The 17,332-nt window shown below is 69.0% G+C and carries 17 protein-coding genes and 2 pseudogenes; 9 read left to right on the forward strand and 10 right to left on the reverse strand.

Translation table 11 applies throughout. The features are described 5' to 3' along the window. Positions 1-11: 11 nt before the first annotated feature. From DIE06_RS15305 to DIE06_RS38290, 5 genes are all read right to left on the reverse strand, one after another. Positions 12-1,391: a type II and III secretion system protein family protein gene (locus tag DIE06_RS15305; protein ID WP_124662143.1), complete on the reverse strand. Its 1,380-nt coding sequence runs from the start codon at positions 1,389-1,391 to the stop codon at positions 12-14. Positions 1,392-1,445: 54 nt separating this feature from the next. Beyond that, a complete protein-coding gene (gene cpaB / locus DIE06_RS15310) occupies positions 1,446-2,468 on the reverse strand; it encodes a Flp pilus assembly protein CpaB (RefSeq protein ID WP_124662144.1) in 1,023 nt (340 codons plus the stop codon). A 20-nt stretch (positions 2,469-2,488) separates the two neighbouring features. Beyond that, positions 2,489-2,968, reverse strand: coding sequence for a prepilin peptidase (locus tag DIE06_RS15315; protein ID WP_124662145.1), 480 nt, complete (start codon positions 2,966-2,968; stop codon positions 2,489-2,491). A gap of 88 nt (positions 2,969-3,056) precedes the next feature. Next, entirely contained in the window at positions 3,057-3,239 is a 183-nt protein-coding gene (locus tag DIE06_RS15320; protein WP_124450135.1) for a Flp family type IVb pilin, read from the reverse strand. 409 nt (positions 3,240-3,648) lie between these two features. Beyond that, a complete protein-coding gene (locus tag DIE06_RS38290; protein WP_185733410.1) occupies positions 3,649-3,798 on the reverse strand; it encodes a hypothetical protein in 150 nt (49 codons plus the stop codon). A 223-nt stretch (positions 3,799-4,021) separates the two neighbouring features. On the opposite strand from DIE06_RS38290, the gene DIE06_RS15325 reads away from it, so the two are divergent. The 6 genes from DIE06_RS15325 to DIE06_RS15350 all read left to right on the forward strand — a co-directional run bounded on the left by DIE06_RS15325 (position 4,022) and on the right by DIE06_RS15350 (position 9,947). Continuing rightward, entirely contained in the window at positions 4,022-5,104 is a 1,083-nt protein-coding gene (locus DIE06_RS15325; protein ID WP_124662146.1) for an ABC transporter substrate-binding protein, read from the forward strand. A 15-nt stretch (positions 5,105-5,119) separates the two neighbouring features. Continuing rightward, positions 5,120-5,959, forward strand: coding sequence for an ABC transporter permease (locus tag DIE06_RS15330; protein WP_124662147.1), 840 nt, complete (start codon positions 5,120-5,122; stop codon positions 5,957-5,959). A 22-nt stretch (positions 5,960-5,981) separates the two neighbouring features. Continuing rightward, a complete protein-coding gene (locus tag DIE06_RS15335) occupies positions 5,982-6,818 on the forward strand; it encodes an ABC transporter permease (RefSeq protein ID WP_409364503.1) in 837 nt (278 codons plus the stop codon). Positions 6,819-6,853: 35 nt separating this feature from the next. Continuing rightward, the gene (locus tag DIE06_RS15340) at positions 6,854-7,705 is read left to right on the forward strand and encodes an ABC transporter ATP-binding protein (protein ID WP_124662148.1); all 852 of its coding nucleotides are present in this window, start codon (positions 6,854-6,856) and stop codon (positions 7,703-7,705) included. 166 nt (positions 7,706-7,871) lie between these two features. Next, complete coding sequence (locus DIE06_RS15345; protein ID WP_124662149.1) at positions 7,872-8,828, forward strand: TauD/TfdA family dioxygenase; 957 nt, start codon at positions 7,872-7,874, stop codon at positions 8,826-8,828. A 171-nt stretch (positions 8,829-8,999) separates the two neighbouring features. Next, positions 9,000-9,947, forward strand: coding sequence for a TauD/TfdA family dioxygenase (locus tag DIE06_RS15350; RefSeq protein WP_124662150.1), 948 nt, complete (start codon positions 9,000-9,002; stop codon positions 9,945-9,947). A 43-nt stretch (positions 9,948-9,990) separates the two neighbouring features. Here the strand turns inward: DIE06_RS15350 and DIE06_RS15355 are convergent, their stop codons facing one another. After that, entirely contained in the window at positions 9,991-11,652 is a 1,662-nt protein-coding gene (locus DIE06_RS15355) for an ABC transporter substrate-binding protein (RefSeq protein ID WP_124662151.1), read from the reverse strand. Positions 11,653-12,012: 360 nt separating this feature from the next. Here DIE06_RS15355 and DIE06_RS15360 point away from each other — a divergent pair, with 360 nt between their 5' ends. Then, complete coding sequence (locus DIE06_RS15360; RefSeq protein ID WP_124662152.1) at positions 12,013-12,420, forward strand: DUF427 domain-containing protein; 408 nt, start codon at positions 12,013-12,015, stop codon at positions 12,418-12,420. A 223-nt stretch (positions 12,421-12,643) separates the two neighbouring features. Continuing rightward, positions 12,644-13,636 carry a sulfonate ABC transporter substrate-binding protein gene (locus tag DIE06_RS15365; RefSeq protein WP_124662153.1) on the forward strand — a complete coding sequence of 331 codons (993 nt, stop codon included), beginning with the start codon at positions 12,644-12,646 and terminating at the stop codon, positions 13,634-13,636. Positions 13,637-13,656: 20 nt separating this feature from the next. Here the strand turns inward: DIE06_RS15365 and DIE06_RS15370 are convergent. The 4 genes and pseudogenes from DIE06_RS15370 to DIE06_RS15385 all read right to left on the reverse strand — a co-directional run. Then, positions 13,657-14,025, reverse strand: a pseudogene (locus DIE06_RS15370) (putative glycolipid-binding domain-containing protein); the annotation flags it as partial. Positions 14,026-14,028: 3 nt separating this feature from the next. Beyond that, complete coding sequence (locus DIE06_RS15375) at positions 14,029-15,186, reverse strand: iron-containing alcohol dehydrogenase (RefSeq protein WP_124662154.1); 1,158 nt, start codon at positions 15,184-15,186, stop codon at positions 14,029-14,031. Then, a pseudogene (locus DIE06_RS15380) lies at positions 15,186-15,419 on the reverse strand (putative quinol monooxygenase); the annotation flags it as partial. The pseudogene DIE06_RS15380 and the gene DIE06_RS15375, both read right to left, overlap by 1 nt. 21 nt (positions 15,420-15,440) lie before the next feature. After that, positions 15,441-16,157: an SDR family oxidoreductase gene (locus DIE06_RS15385; protein WP_124662155.1), complete on the reverse strand. Its 717-nt coding sequence runs from the start codon at positions 16,155-16,157 to the stop codon at positions 15,441-15,443. Between the two features lie 133 nt (positions 16,158-16,290). On the opposite strand from DIE06_RS15385, the gene DIE06_RS15390 reads away from it, so the two are divergent. After that, complete coding sequence (locus tag DIE06_RS15390; protein WP_124662204.1) at positions 16,291-17,241, forward strand: LysR family transcriptional regulator; 951 nt, start codon at positions 16,291-16,293, stop codon at positions 17,239-17,241. Positions 17,242-17,332 lie beyond the last annotated feature (91 nt).

A 17,332-nucleotide genomic window follows, 5' to 3' on the forward strand; every position in this document is an offset into this window, starting at 1 on the left:
CGCTCCTCCGGTCAGTACACGAAGCCCGCGGCGCCGACGAGACGCGGCGTGTCGCCCGACAGCAGGTCGATCCCGAGATTGCGCTGGATCGCGAACTCGAGATCGCTGCTCGGCCGCGCGACGGTGTCGAGCGCCTGCTCGAGCTGGCCGGGGCCGGTCGGCTGCACGATGTACGGCGTCACGATCACGACGACTTCGGTCTTGTTGTCCTGGAAGTTCTTCGACGAAAACAGCCGGCCGATGATCGGCAGCCGGCCGAGCCCCGGGATCTGCGACACGGTATCCGCCGTCTGGCTCTGCAGCAGCCCGCCGATCGCGAAGCTCTGCCCGCTCGACAGCTCGACCGTCGTGTCGACGCGCCGCACGGTGAGCGCCGGCACCTTGATGCTGCCCGTCGTCACGCTGTTGCTCGCATCGACCTCGCTGACTTCCGGCCGCACCTTCAGGCTGATGCGGTTGTCGGCGAGCACGGTCGGCGTGAAGTCGAGCGACACGCCGAACGGCTTGTAATCGACCGTGATCACCCCGGTGTTGCCGGCCTGCGCAACGGGAACCGGAATCTCGCCGCCCGCGAGGAAGCTCGCGGTCTGGCCGGACATCGCGGTGAGGTTCGGTTCGGCGAGCATCGTGATCAGGCCTTCCTGGTCGAGCGCATCGAGCACGACGTCGATCGACCAGCGCCCCGCGTGGAACCCGCCGAGCACTGAAAATGCGCCCGTCGGCGACAGGTTGAACAGACCGTTCGTCGGATCGAACAGCGTGCGCCCGTTGAACAGCCCGCCGACGAAGTTGCCGGCGCCGCCCAGCGAGCTCCAGTTGATGCCGAGCTGCTGCGTGACGTTGCGGCTCACCTCGGTCACCCGCACGCGCAGGTTCACCTGGATCGGGCGCGACAGCGTGAGCCGGTTGACGATCTTTTCCTTGTCGTTCAGGTACGGCGCGAGCGACTGCATCACGGCATCCGCGTCGGCCGCGCTCGGCACCTTGCCCGACACCATCAGCGAGCCCGGCGCACCGGACACCGACAGCTTCAATTGCGGAAAACGGCTGTCGAGCACCGCCTGCAGCGACGCGGTGTCGACCTGCACGATCACCGTCCGGCGCAGGATCGGCCGATGGTTCGCGCCGAGCGCGATCAGCGTGGTGGTGCCGGCCTTCTTCCCGAACACGAACACGGTGCGCGGCGACGGCACCTGGATGTCCGCGATGCTCGGGTCCGCGACGAACATCGCAGCCGCGGGTTCGGGCAGCGTCAGCATCTCGCCCTTGCCGGTCGCGATCGACAAGGCCGCGCCGGCGTCCGCCGCCTGCGCGCGCTGCGCGAACGCGACGCCCGGCGCGACGATGCAGGCCAGGCACCCGAAAGCGATCCAACGAACGATGCGCACCATGCGTGTTCCCGTCAAATGCCGACCGCCGGGCGGCCAGCCCGAATCGTCACTGCGTCATTGCGGCGCCGCCATCCGTGGCGCCTGCGCTGTCGCGTCCGCGGCGACATTGCCGCCTGCGGGCGCAGCCGGCGCAACCGGCGTGCCCGGCCAACCGGATGGCAGCGGCGGCACGCCCGGCGTGCCGGTGCCGCTGCCGTGCGATCCATCGTCGACCGACGAGCCGCGATAGATCACGACCGTGTTGCCCGGCGACGCCGGCCGCGTGCCGGCGTCCGTTCTCGCAGCCGGCGCCCGCGCCGCGCCGCGGGCCGCGCGCGACACGTCGCCGGCCCATACCGGCGGCGTATCGGGTTCCGCTTCGTCGCCGCCCGTCGCCTGACGGCGATCGCGCGTCGCGAAGCTGCGCAACGCCAGCGACAGCGAGCCGAGGCGCGTCGCGACCAGCACGACCTGCGCGGTGCGCGGCGCAACCTCGAGCGTGACCGTGCGCGCGCGGGCCGGCACGTCCGCAGCACTCGCAGGCGTCTTCGCACGCTGGAATTCCGAACCGACCGCGAGCACGCGCGCGCGCCGCACGACCGTCTCCGCTTCGAACGTGCCGGGCGTCGTCGCGGAACCGCCGATCTCCTGCGTGAGCACCACGTCGACGAAGTCGCCCGGCTGGATCAGCCCCGCGTTGCCCGACACGTCGTCGACCGGCACCGAGATCGCGCGCATGCCGGGCTGCAGCGCGGCCGCGAGGAAATCCGGCGCGCCGGCCGGAATCACGTTATCCGCGCGGATCGGCGCACCGGCGTCGACGCGGTTGCGCAGCAGCGCGCCTTTCAGGTCCGCGTCCGGTTGCGACTCGACGAACGCACCGGCCGGCACCTGCGTGCGCGGCATGCGCTTCCACGCGAGATCGTTGTCGCGCAGCAGCAGGCCTTCGGGCAGGTCCGCCGCCGCGACGCGCACGCGCACCTCGGCCGCTTCGCCGGGCGCCGTCGGCGTCGACGCGGCGACATACAGCTGGCGCAGGATGACCGCGCCGATCGCGGCAGCGACGATGAGCACGGCCATTCTCACGGGTTTGGGCATGGCGGCGTGCGTCCCCCGGTCTAGGTAAGCGAAACCGCGTGAGGAAGCGGCGCCCAGACGGCCAGCGCACCGCCGAGCGCGAGCGCGACGCCGTATGGCACGCCGCGCGTCGCGATCGTACCGGCCGGTGCGGTGCGACGCTGCCGCGCCATGGCCACCAGTTCAGCGACGCCGCACGCGGCGCCGCTCGCACCGATGAGCGTCAACACCGGGAGCGCCAGCGTCGGGCCTGCCCACAGGAATACGGCCGCCGCCAGCTTCACGTCACCGCCGCCGATCCAGCCCGCGTGTCGCAGGCCGCCGAACAGCAGCAGCATCGCCGCGGCGATCGCAACATGGCCAGCGAGTGACGCGAGCCCTTCGCGCGCCAGCGCCGCCGCGACGAAATACAGCAGCGCGAACGCCAGCACCGCGCGATTGGACAGGCGCCGCGCGCGCACATCTTGCGTGGCGAGCGACACCAGCACGAGCGTCGCCGCCGACTGTACGAGAAAGAGCATCGGAGAGCCGTCCGTCGGCGCGCCCCGGCGGGATACGTCGTACCGCTGCGGATCCGTGTGTTCGTCGGCGGCGCGCGGGTCCAGGAGATCAGATCAGCGCCGTGACCTTGTTGATCAGCGAGGTGAACACGGCCGGCAAGCCGCCGGACGTGCTGCTGAGAATCACCCCGACCGCCGCCAGTGCGACCACGACGATGCCGGCGAGCACCGCATATTCGAGCGAGCTGACGCCGCGCTCATCGCGCAGCAAGGTCTTGACGTATTGCAGCATGACAACCTCCGTGTGACGGGGTCGGTGATCGACCGTTGAATGTAAAGACGCGGCGTTGCTTCGGTGGCGCGCACTGCGTTCGCCCATTCATGACTCATGCGGCGGCCCGGGCATCGGGCCGTGCGCATCCCCCGGAATCCATTCGATCGCTGCCACGCGCGGCGTGCGGCCATGGCATCTGCCGCTACGTTCGCGCGTTTGTTGCATAGCCGCATTGGCTCGATGCGGATCACGCTGATTCGTCTAGGGTATAGACAATTTTTTTGGCAAATTCAAATTATTTGGCGTCGGAGTGCAATTATGGCCAACGGTCTTCAACGATGAAATACACGCGGATCATTTACCGCTTTTTCATCGCGATTCAGAAGGCCTGTCGCGGCTTGAAGTAAGAATGTTAAATCTGAGCGCATCATTTCTGCCGCCACGCCATTCGATGATTTTTATTCAGTTTTTCGATACGCCGCATGATTCGCATTTGCAAATTTAAAACGATCTCGCGCATGCGTTGGTCGGCAATTTTTTTCGCTCGCGCCGGCATGATCCGGGAAATCTTGCGCACGTCGATTGCATTGCCTGATCAATGACGCCGTCGATCGGCATGCGGGACCCGCACGCCGCGCTCGCGTGCGTCGCGATGTCCAATCGGCGACACGCGTGATTTGCCAACCCGAAACGCGGCGATAAGCATAGTTCAAATCGTTGCTTGTCCCGCGCCCGACGCGTCCTCCAGAATGGTTCGACACCCTCCGGCCCGATTTCCACCCCTCGCCATCCGACGCGCCATGATCGACCGATTCCCGTCTCCACTGCACCTGCTGCGATCGCTGCTGATCGCGTCCCTCGTTGCATTGCCCGCTGCCGCCGCGCACGCCGACCAGCCCGCCACGATCCGCATCGGCGTCGCCCAGCAGGGTGCCGGCGATCCGCCGAGCTTCGGCGGGTCGAGCGCGGCCACCGTGCAGCTCCAGCAGCTCGTCGAAAAGGAATTCGCGGCGGACGGCGTCAAGGTGCAGTGGCTGTTCTTCAAGGGCGCGGGCCCGGCCGTCAACGAGGCGATCGCCGACAAGGCGCTCGACTTCGCGTACCAGGGCGACCTGCCGGCCGTGCTCGCGCGCGCGAACGGGATCAAGACGCATCTGCTGCTCGCCGCCAGCGTGCGCTCGGGCGTCAAGATCGCGGTGCCGCCCGGCTCCGACGTCCGCTCGATCACGGACCTGAAGGGCCGCCGCGTGTCGATCTTCCGCGGCACCAACCTGCAGCTCGTCGCCGACAACGCACTTGCGAAGAACAGCCTGAGCGAACGCGACCTGCGCGTGATCAATCTCGACGCCGCGAGTTCGCTCGCCGCGCTCGCGTCGAAGGGCATCGACGCATCGATCGGCGACTATCAGTTGTACAAACTGCGCGACGCGGGCCTCGCGAAGATCATCTACGAATCGCAGAACGACGGCCCGCAGTTCACGCGCCAGACCCACCTGCTCGTGCTCGACGACTTCGAGCGCGCGCATCCGGACATCGTGCAGCGCGTCGTCAACGCGTTCGTGAAGGGAGCGCAATGGTCGTCCGACGAGGCGAACCGCGATGCGCTGTTCAGGCTGTGGGCGAAAAGCGGCGTGCCCTATGCGTCGTGGCAGGCCGACTATGCGAACCAGCGCCTGAAGGACCGCCTGTCGCCGCTGATCGATCCGTTCGTGATCGCACGCTACAAGGCCGTCGCGCAGGATGCACTGAAGCTGAAACTGATCCGCCAGCCGGTCGACGTCGACGGCTGGTTCGAGCCGAAGTATCTCGACAACGCATTGCGCACGCAGAAGCTCGAGCACTACTGGCCGCGCTACGACGCGGCAGGCAAGCCCCTCTCCTGACCCGGACCCGCCCCGATGAGCGACACCGCGATCCCGATTCCGTCGTCCGACCCGCACGCGCTCGCCACGCCGTCCCGCGCGGCGGCCGTGAAGCGCGTGGCGTGGCGGCTCGCGCCGTGGGCGCTGCCCGCGTTGCTGTTCGCGTTGTGGACCGTCGGCAGCACACGCGGCTGGATCGCGCCGCAGATCCTGCCGCCGCCCGCACAAGTCGCCGACTCGCTCGCCGAACTCGCGGCCAGCGGCGATCTCGCGCGCCACACGCTGATCAGCCTGCAGCGCGTGCTGGTCGGCTTCGCGGCCGGGACGCTGCTCGGTTTCGCGACCGGTGCGGCGCTCGGCCTGTCGCGCACGCTTGAAGCCTGCGTGCTGCCCAGCTTCAACGCGCTCGTGCAGATTCCCGTGCTCGGCTGGCTGCCGTTCCTGCTGCTGCTCGTCGGCGTCGGCGAGCCGCTGAAATACCTGCTGATCGCGCACGCGGCACTCGTTCCCGTGACGATGAGCACGCTGCAGGGGTTCCGCCAGACGCCGCCCGCCCTCGATGAAGTCGCGCGCGTGTTCGGCTACACGCGCCGCCAGCGCATCGTCCACGTCGTGCTGCCGGCCGCGATCCCGACGCTCGCGACGGGCGTGCGGCTCGCGTTCACGAAATCGTGGCTCGCGCTCGTCGTCGTCGAACTCGTCGCATCGTCGGAAGGGCTCGGCTACCTGATCGTGTACGGCCGTCAGCTGTTCCAGCTCGATCTCGTGATGGCGGCGGTGATCGTCGTCGGCGCGGTCGGCCTCGTGATCAACCGGCTGCTCGACGCGCTCGAGGCACGGCTGCGCCGCGGCGTGCCGTCCGCGTTCCGCGGCTGAACCCGCTTCAAGGATCTCTCCCATGCCGCTTGCCGACATGTCGCCGCCCGACGCCGCCTCCCCCGCCACCTCCTCCGCCGTCGCGCTCGCCCGTCGCGTTCCCGTGCCCGACTGGCGCGGCTTCGTCCTGCCGCTCGCCGCGCTCGCGCTCTGGTGGGCCGTCTCGTCCGCGCACCTCGTCAAAAGCGGCCTGCTGGTCGGCCCGGCCGACGTGCTGCACACGGCGTGGACCCAGACGACCAGCGGCGCGCTGGCGCGCGCGCTGTCGGCATCGCTCGCACGCGAAGCGTGCGGCTTCGCGATCGGCGCGACCGGCGGCCTGCTGCTCGGCACCGCGCTCGGGCTGTCGCGCATCGCCGCGCGCGTGGTCGGCCCAAGCTTCGACACGTTCAAGCAGATCTCTCTGTTCGCGTGGATTCCGCTGATCTCCGTCTGGTTCGGCCTTGACGACGTCGCCAAGGTCGTATTCCTGTCGCTCGCCGCGCTGCTGCCCGTCGCCGCGCATACGTGCGACGGCATCCATGCGGTGCCGCGCGCGTATGTCGAGGTGGCCCGCGCGCTGCGTTATTCGCGGCTCCAGCTGGTGCGCTACGTGATCCTGCCCGCCGCGCTGCCGTCGATCTTCACCGGGCTGTATCTCGGCCTCATCTACTCGTGGCTCGCGACGCTCGGCGCCGAGTACCTGCTCGTCGCGGGCAGCGGAATCGGCAACACGCTGATCGACGGCAGCGAGCAGTTCCGGATGGACCTCGTGCTGTTCGGGATCGTTGTCGTCGGCGTGACCGGCTGGGCGCTGAACGCGATCGCGCGTGCAATCGAACGCAAGGTGCTGGCCCGGCGCGGCGACTTGCGCCGCTGATCGCCCTCTTCCTTCCAGTCGCTTACCTTTCCGCCATGACGACCCTCGCCTCCGATTCGCTCGATATCCTCCACGTGAGCAAACGCTATGCGCAACGCGGCGCATCGCTCGCCGTGCTCGACGACGTGTCGCTGCACGTGCGTGCCGGCGAGTTCGTCACGATCGTCGGCGCGAGCGGCTGCGGCAAGTCGACGTTGCTGCGGCTGATCGCCGGGCTCGATACCGACTACGCGGGCGAGATCCGCGCCGGAGATGCATTGGTGCGCGACACGTCGCTGCAGCGCGGGATCGTGTTCCAGGATCACCGGCTGTTCCCGTGGCTGACGGTCGAGCAGAACGTCGAGGCCGCGCTGCGCAACGCGCCGCTCGACGCGCCGGCCAAGCGCCGCGCGGTCGACGAGCACATCGCGCTCGTCGGGTTGAACGGCTTCGAGCACGCATACCCGAACCAGTTGTCGGGCGGGATGGCGCAGCGCGTCGCGATCGCGCGCGGCCTCGTGAATCGCCCGCGCGTGCTGCTGCTCGACGAACCGTTCGGCGCACTCGATGCACAGACGCGCGCGCGGATGCAGAACGAACTGCTGCGCATCTGGGAACAGGAACGCATCACGATGGTGCTCGTCACGCACGATGTCGACGAAGCCGTCTATCTCGGCGATCGCGTCGTCACGATGGCACCGCGCCCGGGGCGCATCGAGCGCATCGTCGACGTCGCGTTGCAGCGGCCGCGCCGGCGCGACTCGCCGGCATTCGCGCGGCTGCGCGATACCGTGCTCGCCGATTTCGACGATCGGGATCCGCCGGGCGACGGCGGCAGCGGCAACGGTGCAACACGCATCACGGCGTCCGATACGCACCGCATCGGCGCATGGCGGCTCGCGTGGTAATGCGGCAACGCGGCCGGCCTGACGCCACGTACGCACGCATCGCTCAGCATGACGATACATATCGATCATCAGGGCGCGCGCTAAGGTTGTGACGATTGATCGGTTCCGGTTCCGCGCGGACCCTGCTTGAATGGAGACTCGACCGACCCGACCCAGGAGACTCCCGATGTCCGAAGTCCAGCACGCCGCTCACCCGTCATCGCATGCTTCGCACGCCGCCGTGCCGCGCACGGCCGCCGTCCCGCTTCAGCTTCGCCAGGTCGCCGGCCGGATCGGCGCCGAGATCGCCGGCGTCCGGCTGTCGGGCACGCTCGACGACGCGACGTTCGACGCCATCCAGGCCGCGCTGCTGCGCCACAAGGTACTGTTCTTCCGCAACCAGGGCCATCTCGACGACACCGCGCAGGAAGCGTTCGCGCGCCGCTTCGGCGAGACTGTCGCCCACCCGACCGTGCCGTCCGTCGACGGCAGCGCGCACCTGCTCGAACTTGATTCCGCGCACGGCGCGCGCGCCAATTCGTGGCACACCGACGTGACGTTCGTCGACGCGTACCCGAAGGTGTCGATCCTGCGCGCGGTCGTGATTCCGCCGTTCGGCGGCGACACCGTGTGGGCCAATACGGCCGCCGCGTATACGCACCTGCCGGAATCGCTGCGCGCGCTCGCCGACACGCTGTGGGCAGTGCACACGAATGCGTACGACTACGCGTCGACGCACGTGCATGCCGACGACACGCAACTGAAGCGCTACCGCGAAGTGTTCACGTCGACCGTCTACGAAACCGAGCACCCGGTCGTGCGCGTGCATCCGGAGACCGGCGAACGCACGCTCGTGCTCGGGCACTTCGTGCAGAAGATCAAGGGGCTGTCGTCGCAGGATTCCGCGCATCTGCTGCAGGTGCTGCACGAACACGTGACGCGCCTCGAGAACACCGTGCGCTGGAACTGGCAGCAAGGCGACGTCGCGATCTGGGACAACCGCGCGACACAACACTATGCGATCAACGACTACGGCGATGCGCGCCGCGTCGTGCGTCGCGCGACCGTTCACGGCGACGTGCCGGTCGGCATCGACGGCCGCCGCAGCGTCGTGCTGAAGGGACCGGGCGCCACGCTGCAGTGACGTTCGCCGCACGGTGGCGGCTCGAGCCGCCGCCGTGCCGGCGCCATTCCCGCATTCCTGCATTCCCCGACCGGAGGAACCGACCATGACCTTCCCGCCACCGCGCCGACACGTGCGAGTGCCACGATGTCGCCGGCTGTCCGCCCCGTCCACTTCCGCCAGGAGCGTCGCATGAGTGCCCTGCTCGAACCCGCCGCCCAGCCGGTCGACGTGATCCCGCTGTCCGCCCACATCGGCGCGGAGATCCGCGGCATCGACCTTACCCAGCCGTTGACCACGCCGCAGATCGCCGCGATTCGCGCCGCGCTGCTGACATGGCGCGTGATCTTCTTCCGCGAGCAGTTCCTCACGCACGAGCAGCACGTCGCGTTCTCCGCGCAGTTCGGCGAGCCGACCGTCGGCCACCCGGTGTTCGGCCACGTCGACGGTCATCCGGCCGTCTATTCGATCGCGAAGCATCGCAAGGCGACGCGTTTCGAAGGCGAGCCGGTGCGCCGGCCGTGGACGGGCTGGCACACCGACGTGACGGCCGCCGTCAATCCGCCGTGGGCGTCGATCCTGCGCGGCGTGACGATCCCGCCGTATGGCGGCGACACGCACTGGACCAACCTCGTGCGTGCGTACGAGACGCTGTCGGCGCCGCTGCGCGGTTTCGTCGACGGCTTGCGCGGCGTCCATCGCTTCACGCCGCCGGCCGGCGCGCGCGCCACCGGCGCGTTCGACGAAGCCGTCGAGCGCCGCCCGCTCGTGACCGAGCATCCGCTGGTGCGCGTGCATCCGGAGACCGGCGAACGCGCGCTGTACGTAAGCCCGAGTTTCCTGAAGTCGATCGTCGGGCTGGCGCCGCGCGAGAGCCAGGCCCTGCTCGAATTGCTCTGGGAACACGTGACGCGGCCGGAATTCACGATCCGCTTCAAGTGGGAGCCGCGCAGCATCGCGTTCTGGGACAACCGCGCGACCGCGCATCTCGCGCCGCTCGACATCTTCGACCTCGACTTCGATCGCCAGCTCTACCGCACGACGCTTGTCGGCGACGTGCCGGTCGGCCCCGACGGCCGGGCATCCGTCGCGCTCGAAGGCTCGCCGGTCGAGGCAGCGGCCGCGGTCGCCCTGAACTGACCACCACCTCGATAGCCGGCGCACGCGCGCCGGCTTCCCTGCCTCAATCCAGCCACACGCCGTCGAACCGGTGCCCGCCGAGCGGCGAGAACGTCAGCCCGTGCACGCGCTTCGAGATCGGCAGCGACACGATCGACGTCGCGATCGGCGTGAACGGTACCTGATCCTTGAACACGACCTGTGCCTGCTCGTAGAGCGACGTGCGTTTCGCGACGTCCGCGTTCGTGCGCGCCGCACCGACGAGCCGCTCGAAATCCGCGTTGCACCACTTCGCGAGGTTGCTGCCGTGCACCGCGTCGCAGCCGAGCAGCGTGCCGAGCCAGTTGTCGGGGTCGCCGTTGTCGCCCGACCAGCCGTACAGGATCGCGTCGTGCTGCCCGTCGCGTTTCGCGCGGCGGTTGTATTCGCCCCACTCGTAGCTGACGATCTTCGCGCGCACGCCGATCTTCGCCCAGTCCTGCTGGATCAGCTGCGCCATCAGCTGCGCGTTCGGGTTGTACGGGCGCTGCACCGGCATCGCCCACAGCGTCAGGTCGAAGCCGTTCGGGAATCCCGCCTGCGCGAGCAGCGCCTTCGCGGCGGCCGGATCGCGCGGCGCGTCCTTCAGGCGCGGGTTGTACGACCATTGCGCGGGCGGCATCGGGTTCGTCGCGATCGTCGCGTCGCCGTTGAACACGGTCCTGATGATCGCCGTCTTGTCGATCGCGATGTCGAGCGCGCGCCGCACGTCGACGCGATCGAGCGGCGGATGCTGCGTGTTGTAGGCGACGAAGCCCACATTGAAGCCCGTCCCCGAAAACAGCGCCAGTTTCGGATCGCGCCGCACCGTCTCGAGATCGGCCGGCCGCGGGAATGCCGACACCTGGCACTCGCCGGCCACGAGCTTTTGCAGGCGCGCGGCCGGATCGGGCGTGATCGCGAACACGAGATGCGCGAGCTTCACGTCGTCCGGCTTCCAGTAGTCGGGATTCGCGTCGTAGCGGATCACCGCGTCCTTCTGGTACGCACGCAACTGGAACGGTCCCGTGCCGACCGGGAACTGGTTGATGTCGGCCTCGCGATGGCGTGCCGTCAACTGCGACGCATATTCGGCCGACAGGATCGACGCGAACGCCATCGCCAGATTGCGCACGAACACGACGTCGGGCTGCTTCAACACGAAACGCACCGTGTCGTCGTCGACCTTTTCGATGCGCTCGATGTTGCGGTCGAACCCGAGATCGCTGAAGTACGGGAAGCTGACCGGATAGGCCTTGCGGAACGGATCGTCGGGATCGAGCATCCGGCGGAACGTGAACACGACGTCGTCCGCCTGGAACGGACGCGTCGGCTTGAACCACGCGGTCGTCTGGAATTTCACGCCGCGCCGCAGGTGGAACGTGTAGACGCGCTGGTCGGACGACACGTCCCAGTGCGTCGCGAGCGACGGCTCGAGATCGAGCGTGCCGCGCTTGAACTGCACGAGCCCGTTGTAGACCGGGTAGGTGCTCGCATCGAAATCGGTGCTGGTCGTGTGCTGGCCCGGATCGAAGCCCGCCGGGCTGCCTTCGGCGCAGTACACGAGCGTCTTGCCGGCTGGCGCCGCGAATGCGTGCGTGACCGCGCCGGCGAGCAGCAGCGACGCAGCCATGCTGTGAAGCGCGGCAACGGCAACGGATGTGCGCCGCGCACGATGCGCGGCCGATGAAACGAATGGAATCTTCATGGTGGCGGTCAGCGAAGGACTGTCATGCGAATGACGACCGCCGATCTTCGCGCGCCGCCCGCCGATCGCTTACCAATTAATTCCGCGTTGCTTATCGCCGCGGATGCATCCCGCTGCCGCTGCATCAAAATGTCCGCGCCAACGCCGGGGACATGCACGCGAACACCGCTGCGGCGGCCCGCCCCGCGTCGTGCATCGACGCCGTTCGCGGCACCGCCTTCCGGCCCCCTGCAGGTTCTCCGGAATAGGCGCATCGTATCGGTTGGTCAACGCCGGCACCGGTGCGCGGGGATTCACCCGGCGTGCACGTTCCGGCACGGCGTGCCTGCCGGCGCGCCGCCTCTTCCTGGAGGACCCACGATGTCGATCAGTCCCGATACGCCCGCTCGTCCCGTGAAATCACCGGGCCCCGATCATCCGATCACGGTCGAACCGCATCCGTCGCGCGTCGTGGTGAAGGTGGCCGGCAAGGTCGTCGCCGATACGCGCCGCGCGCTGGCGCTGCGCGAGGCCAGCTATCCGGCCGTGCTGTACGTTCCGCGCGAGGACGCCGACATGGCGCTGCTGCAACGCACCGACCATGCGACGTACTGCCCGTACAAGGGCGACTGCGCGTACTACTCGATTCCCGCCGGCGGCGAACGCGCGACCAATGCGGTGTGGACGTACGAGCATCCGTACCCGGCCGTCGCATCGATTCGCGCGCACCTCGCGTTCTATCCGGATCGCGTCGATGCGATCGAGGAAAGTCCGCTCGGCACCGATTGAGCACGGCGGTGCCCTGCCGCCCCGTCGTTCCCGTATCGCCCGGCCGCTGATTTGCATATGCGGATTCGTTGGTTGGCCGCCGGCCCGCGCGGCCGTATCGTCGTGCATCCGGCGCGGGCCGGCCGGTCGCACGCGTCGCTCGCGTCGCCCGCATCCGGCTGCACCCTGTGCCGATCGCGCCGCCAGCCCGCGCGACCCGTGAACCCGCCAGCAGGACACCTCGATGAACGACACACCGCACGCAGACCTTGAAACGACCCCGGCCAACCCGCGCCGCCGCCAATGGCTGCACGGCGCGGCCGCCGGACTGGCCGGGCTCGCGCTCGGCCCGCTCGCGGGCGTGCCCGCACTGGCCCAGGGCAGCGACAAGCGGCTGCGCATCGGTTTCCAGAAGTACGGCAACTTCGTCGTGCTCAAGGCGCGCGGCACGCTCGAGAAGCGGCTCGCGAGCCAGGGCGTGACGGTCCAGTGGCTCGAATTCCCGGCCGGCCCGCAACTGCTCGAGGGGCTGAACGCCGGCGCGATCGACGTCGGCACGGTCGGCGAAACGCCGCCGATCTTCGCGCAGGCCGCCGGCGTCGATTTCGTCTATATCGGCAACGAACCGCCCGCGCCGCACGGCGAGGCGATCGTCGTGCTGCCCGATTCGCCGATCCGCACCGTCTCGCAGCTGCGCGGCAAGAAGGTCGCGCTCAACAAGGGTTCGAACGTTCACTACCTGCTCGTGAAGGCGCTGGAGCATGCAGGCCTCGCGTATGCCGACATCCAGCCGATCTACCTGACGCCCGCCGACGCGCGCGCCGCGTTCGTGCAGCGCAGCGTCGACGCGTGGGTGATCTGGGATCCGTACCTGGCGGCGGCGGAACGGCAGCTCGGCGCACGCGTGGTCGCGAACGGCGACGGGCTCGTGCGCAACACGCAGTACTACCTCGCCGCGCGCAAGTATGCGACCGCGCAGCCGCAGGTGCTGCGCACGCTGCTCGAGGAAGTCGACGCGGTCGATCGCTGGGGACGCGACCATGTTCCGGAAGTTGCCGCGCAACTGTCGCCGCTCGTCGGCCTCGACGCGCCGACGCTCGAAGTCGCGCTCAAGCGCACCGGCTACGGCGTGCAGCCCATCACCGATGCGACGCTCGCGTATCAGCAGAACGTCGCCGACGCGTTCAGCACGCTGAAGCTGATTCCCGGCAAGGTGACGGTCGCCGACGCGCGCTGACGCACCGCCGACGCGACGCGTTACGGCGAACGCGTCGCGCCGGTCCGCCGCCACTCATCGTAATCGGTGACGAGGCCTGCATCGTCGACCGCGATATCGGCCGCATACGTGCCGCTCTCGTAGCGGTACACGTGCGCCGCCGTGCGCGTGTACCGCTGCTCGCCGCGCACGATCTCGAACGCCGGAAAACGCAGCCATGCGGTGTGGATCACGGCCGACGCGCCGACTTCAAGCCCGAGACGCCGGATCGGCAGCGTATTGGTCGACGGACTGAAGCCGAGATCGATGTCGGTCGCACCCGCGAGGGCCGGCGCTCTAACGCCGTCGACCGTCCAGCGCCCGGCGTCGCATTCGATCGCGAGTTGCCGGGGCGGCGCAGCGCCGAGCCAATATCACCACGCCTGCCGATAGATCGCCAGCGCGTCGGCTTCCGTCACCTCGCGCGGATTGTTGACGAGCAGGCGCGTCTGCAGCATCGCATCCGCCGCCATCCTCGGCAGGTCGCCCTCGCCGATGCCGACTTCGCGCAGCGTGCGCGGAATGCCCGTCGCGACGATCAGGCGATCGATCTCGTCGATCAGTGCCTGCGTCCGCGCTTCGTCGCTCCCCGTCGCCGACGGCGCGACGATCGCCGCGAGTTCCGCATACAGCGGCGCGGCAGCCGGTGCGTTGAAGCGCAGCACGTGCGGCAGCACGAGCGCGTTCGACAGCCCGTGCGGCACGTGGAAAATGCCGCCGACCGGATAGGCCAGCGCGTGCACGGCCGCGACCGGCGCGTTCGCGAACGCCTGGCCGGCGAACATCGCGCCGACCAGCATCGCTTCGCGCGCGTGGCGATCGTTGCCGTCGTCGCATGCCTTCAGCAGGTTGCACGACAGCAGCGTCAATGCCTGCACGGCCAGCATGTCGGACACCGGATTCTTCAGCCGCGACGACGTATAGGCCTCGATCGCATGCACCATCGCGTCGATGCCCGTCGCGGCCGTTGCCGCGCGCGGCAGCCCGAGCGTCAGCCCGGCGTCGAGGATCGCGACGTCCGCGAACAGGTGCGGCGACACGACGCCCATCTTGCGCGCCTCGCCGACCGTGACGATCGACACGGCCGTCACTTCGGAGCCGGTTCCGGCCGTGGTCGGCATCTGCACGAGCGGCAGCCGCGACGTCGTCACCTTGTCGACGCCGTACATGTCGGCCAGCGCCTGCCGTCCCGGCGCGAGCACCGCGATCAGCTTCGCGACGTCCATCGACGAACCGCCGCCGAGGCCGAGCACGATCTCCGCATCGGCCGCCACCGCCCGCGCGGTCGCCTCCAGCACGACGTGCTCGGGCGGATCGACGACGACGTCGTCGATCACGGTCACCTGCCAGTCGTGCGCGGCAAGGCTCTCCAGCGCGGGTGCAAGCACGCCGCTGCGATGCAGGAACGCGTCGGTGACGACGCACAGCCGCGCGAGCGCCGGAAAGCGTTCGCGCAACAGCGCGCCGAGCCGGCGCGCGGCGCCGAATTCGACAATCTGCGTCGGAACGGTACGGAATTGAAACGGGTTCATCAGGTGCCTCCCGGTGGCGTCGCCGTGCCGGTGTCCGGCTGCACCATGTAGCGCGTCACGTCGCGGCGATCGAGCAACGGAATGATCGCGCCGACACCGATCCGCTGGAAATGCGGCGTTTCCCGATGCGTGTCGAGACCGTCGGCATCGCGGTAACGCTCGAGGATCACGATATGGCCGGGATCGACCGGCGACCGGAAGTACGCGTAGTCGAGGTTTTTCGGCCCGGCGCGCGCGCCTCGCCGCGCCGGCCGCTACCACGGCACCGTGCGCCCCTGGTAATCGAGGTACTCGAGCCCCGCGCGCCGTTGCTTCCCGATCAGCACGTTCACGAGGCTCGGCACGCTTTCGTCGATCGTCAATCGCGCGCCGGGCCCGCCGAGTTCGGTGCGGACCCAGCCCGGCGCCATCAGCACCATCGCGCGCGGCGTGCCGGCCTGGCGCGCCGCGAAACTGCGCATGAACTGGTTCAGCGCGGCCTTGCTGCCGCGGTAGACCTCGCGCATCCCGTTCACGTTGTTCGCGACGCTGCCTTGCCCCGACGACATCGCGCCGATCAGGCCGTCCACGGTCACGAGATCCTGCAACGCCTCGATCACGCGCATCGGTGCCAGCGCATTCGTGATCATCACGCGCACGAACTCGCCGGTCGTGACCTCGCCGATCGTTTCGTTCGGATCGTTGGTCGTGCCGGCATTCACGAACAGCATGTCGAAGCGCCGGCCCGACAGGCGTGCTCGCAGCGCGGCCACTTGGTCCGGCTCGCAGATGTCGAGCGTCTCGATCTCGAGCCGTCCGTCGCAGCTTTCGGCGAGCGCGTGCAGCTTCGTGCGCCCCGATCCGGCGCGCACGGTTCCGGTGACGTGCCAGCCCTTGTCCAGGAATTGCTCCGCCATCGCGAGCCCGAGGCCGCGCGAGGCCGCGACGAGCAGGATCGATGGCGTGCCGGGGTTCGCTACAGTCGATTGCATGGGTTCCACCTTTGCCGGTGTCCGTGATCCGGCCACTATAGGCGCGCCCGCTCCCATGCACCAGACGCACCGAATTCAATTCATGGTTGCATCGAACGCCATGTCACGCGGCTCGATGTCGTATGCTGTCCGGATGGAAGACATCGACCTGAACCTCGTCACCGCGCTCGACGTGCTGCTGACCGAAGGCAGCGTGACCGGTGCCGCGCGCCGGCTCGGACTGAGCACCTCCGCGATGAGCCGCACGCTCACGCGGCTGCGCACCGCCACGGGCGATCCACTGCTCGTGCGCGCAGGGCGCCGCCTCGTGCCGACGCCACACGCCACGGCGTTGCGCGAACGCGTGCATGCCATCGCGAGCGATGCGCGCGCCGTGCTTCGGCCGGCAACGGCCGACATCGACATGGCGACGCTGTCGTCCACGTTTACGATCCGCGCGGCGGCGTCGTTCATGGACATGCTCGCCGGCCCGGTGGTCGCCGCAATCGGCGAACTCGCACCCGGCGTGCGCGTGCGTTTCGTTGCCAGGCTCGACCGCGATCCGGCGCCGCTGCGCGACGGCACGGTCGACCTGGAAATCGGCAAGCGCGGCCACGATGCACCCGAGCTGCACACGCGCGAGCTCTTTCACGATGCACACGTCGCGGTGGCGCGCGCCGGGCATTCGCTGTTCGCGGCGGGCAGGATCACCCCCGCGCGCTACGCGGCCTGCCGTCACGTGATCGCATCGCAACTCGGCGATTTCGGCGGGCCGGCGAACGATCCGGCAGACACGCTCGCGCCCACCCCTACCGTGCAGGTCGTGGTGCCCGGCTATCCCGATGCGATGCGCGTCGCGGCCGGCACCGACCTGATTGCACTCGTGCCGCGCTCGAGCCTCGGCAACGCCTTCACGCCGGGGCTCGTGGACGCGCTGGGGCTGCGCAGCTTCGCGGTACCGGCCCGGCTGCCCGAGATCCTCATCGCCGCGCTGTGGCATCCGCGCATGCAGGGCGACCCCGTGCATCGCCGTCTGCGCGATGCCGTCATCGACGTGTGCAAACGCGCGTATCCGGCGACGCGCGCACCGCGCCGCGCACGCTGACGCAGCGAGCGGTGCCGCGCCTTCGTCAACACCGATCCGGCACCGTTTTCCGAATCCCGGCTATTGCATCGCCCGGGCGGCGCCGGCAGGC

Origin of the sequence: Burkholderia sp. Bp8998, from assembly GCF_003854235.1 — a bacterium.
Classification (GTDB): domain Bacteria; phylum Pseudomonadota; class Gammaproteobacteria; order Burkholderiales; family Burkholderiaceae; genus Burkholderia.

What these genes read in the sequence shown, in the direction of transcription:
- DIE06_RS15340 (WP_124662148.1), top strand. Translation starts at nt 6,854, where the DNA reads ATGACGACCCTCGCCTCCGATTCGCTCGATATCCTCCACGTGAGCAAA.
- DIE06_RS15320 (WP_124450135.1), bottom strand. Translation starts at nt 3,239, where the DNA reads ATGCTGCAATACGTCAAGACCTTGCTGCGCGATGAGCGCGGCGTCAGC.
- DIE06_RS15315 (WP_124662145.1), bottom strand. Translation starts at nt 2,968, where the DNA reads ATGCTCTTTCTCGTACAGTCGGCGGCGACGCTCGTGCTGGTGTCGCTC.
- DIE06_RS15365 (WP_124662153.1), top strand. Translation starts at nt 12,644, where the DNA reads ATGAACGACACACCGCACGCAGACCTTGAAACGACCCCGGCCAACCCG.
- DIE06_RS15360 (WP_124662152.1), top strand. Translation starts at nt 12,013, where the DNA reads ATGTCGATCAGTCCCGATACGCCCGCTCGTCCCGTGAAATCACCGGGC.
- DIE06_RS15305 (WP_124662143.1), bottom strand. Translation starts at nt 1,391, where the DNA reads ATGGTGCGCATCGTTCGTTGGATCGCTTTCGGGTGCCTGGCCTGCATC.
- DIE06_RS15375 (WP_124662154.1), bottom strand. Translation starts at nt 15,186, where the DNA reads ATGAACCCGTTTCAATTCCGTACCGTTCCGACGCAGATTGTCGAATTC.
- DIE06_RS15385 (WP_124662155.1), bottom strand. Translation starts at nt 16,157, where the DNA reads ATGCAATCGACTGTAGCGAACCCCGGCACGCCATCGATCCTGCTCGTC.
- cpaB (WP_124662144.1), bottom strand. Translation starts at nt 2,468, where the DNA reads ATGCCCAAACCCGTGAGAATGGCCGTGCTCATCGTCGCTGCCGCGATC.
- DIE06_RS15330 (WP_124662147.1), top strand. Translation starts at nt 5,120, where the DNA reads ATGAGCGACACCGCGATCCCGATTCCGTCGTCCGACCCGCACGCGCTC.
- DIE06_RS15325 (WP_124662146.1), top strand. Translation starts at nt 4,022, where the DNA reads ATGATCGACCGATTCCCGTCTCCACTGCACCTGCTGCGATCGCTGCTG.
- DIE06_RS15345 (WP_124662149.1), top strand. Translation starts at nt 7,872, where the DNA reads ATGTCCGAAGTCCAGCACGCCGCTCACCCGTCATCGCATGCTTCGCAC.
- DIE06_RS15355 (WP_124662151.1), bottom strand. Translation starts at nt 11,652, where the DNA reads ATGAAGATTCCATTCGTTTCATCGGCCGCGCATCGTGCGCGGCGCACA.
- DIE06_RS15390 (WP_124662204.1), top strand. Translation starts at nt 16,291, where the DNA reads ATGGAAGACATCGACCTGAACCTCGTCACCGCGCTCGACGTGCTGCTG.
- DIE06_RS15335 (WP_409364503.1), top strand. Translation starts at nt 5,982, where the DNA reads ATGCCGCTTGCCGACATGTCGCCGCCCGACGCCGCCTCCCCCGCCACC.
- DIE06_RS15350 (WP_124662150.1), top strand. Translation starts at nt 9,000, where the DNA reads ATGAGTGCCCTGCTCGAACCCGCCGCCCAGCCGGTCGACGTGATCCCG.